The sequence below is a fragment of the Pseudarthrobacter sp. MDT3-1 genome (genome assembly GCF_054510755.1).
On record NZ_JBTNDX010000081.1, the window covers coordinates 1 to 1,300 of the forward strand.

The 1,300-nt window shown below is 61.8% G+C and carries 2 pseudogenes; one reads left to right on the forward strand and one right to left on the reverse strand.

The annotated features are described in order from the left end of the window. Nucleotides 1-178 (forward strand): annotated as a pseudogene (locus ACX80X_RS21205) (IS110 family transposase); the annotation flags it as partial. Between the two features lie 721 nt (nucleotides 179-899). Here the strand turns inward: ACX80X_RS21205 and ACX80X_RS21210 are convergent. After that, nucleotides 900-1,205: pseudogene (locus tag ACX80X_RS21210) on the reverse strand (integrase core domain-containing protein); the annotation flags it as partial. Between the last annotated feature and the right edge of the window lie 95 nt (nucleotides 1,206-1,300).

Below are 1,300 nucleotides of genomic sequence, written 5' to 3' on the forward strand. Positions count from 1 at the left end.
CTCCTCATTCGCGGCGTTGAAGGACCCGCTGTCACGGGCGTACTACGACCGGAAGCGCGCCGAGGGCAAACGGCACAACCAGGCCCTCATCGCCCTCGCCCGGGGCCGCTGCGACGTCCTCTTCGCGATGCTCCGCGACGGCACGCTCTACGACGCGCCGAGCCCCACGACAGCCTGAGAGGCCAGAGGCCATCAGCCGGCGGACAAACCCCGCCGGCCGTTGGTTCCTGCCCAAAAACGATCCGCCACCATCTCGAAGGAATACCCGGTCCCAACGCTTGACAAAAAACATAGGGACACCCTGTTGAGATGGGGTGGTCGTCGTTTATGGTGGTCTTGGGAGGGACCGGGGTGATTCCGGTTTTCGGCTGGGCGCCATGGCTCGTGAAATAGATTGTCGCACCCGGCCTGTCTTCCAAGCAGACCCGATTGAGGGAATTGGTGGCCGGAAGAGAACGGCGCTCAGCAACGGGTTTCGTCGGGCAGGCACCGAATGGCTCACAGGCGCGGGAGCTGTATCCGACGCTTCCTCAGCAGTTGCGCGCGGGTGAGTGGGGTCGCCGCCGTGCGCTCGAATTCGCTAGAGCAGAAGGGTTCCCTCAGGAGTGGGAAGCCCGGCCTGGTGACTCGGCTGGTGGACCGGCAACGACGGGTTGTCGCATCGCACGTATTCGGTGCGAGGAGGCGAACCATCATGCAGAATCAGCAATGAACCCGCTGAGGTCGTCCGGGCAGTGGCAGGTATTGACGCGGCCATAACGGCGGACGCGGCTGCTGATAGTTGACAAGACCCCGGAATCCGGCACTATCACCGCACTCTTGACCGCCATCACCGAGCTGAAAGCCAGCCTCCGCTGAGCTGCTGCGGGGATTTCGGACAGCGGAATTAGTGAATTCTTCTACGCTGCCAAGGCTGGCTGTTGATAACCATAGTGGACTTCGTTAGGCCGACGGTAACCGAGTGCGGAGTGACGGCGCCGGCTGTTGTAAAACCCCTCGATGTAGCGGATGACGTCGCTCCGGGCTTGTGATTTAGTCGCGTAAACGGTCCGATAGACGCGCTCGTTTTTCAGGGCAGAGAAGAACGATTCGGCCATGCTGTTGTCCCAGCACACGCCGGTGCGCCCCATCGAGGAGCGCATGCCCAGGCCGGTCACCAAGGCCCTGAACTCGGTCGAGGTGTAGACGCTTCCCCGATCGCTGTTAAGCCGAATTCGGCTTAACAGCGATTATGCCGAGAAAAACGTTAAGCCGAGGTTGGGGAATTTGCGCTTGTGGTTCGGGGGTCGCTGGCCCGTTC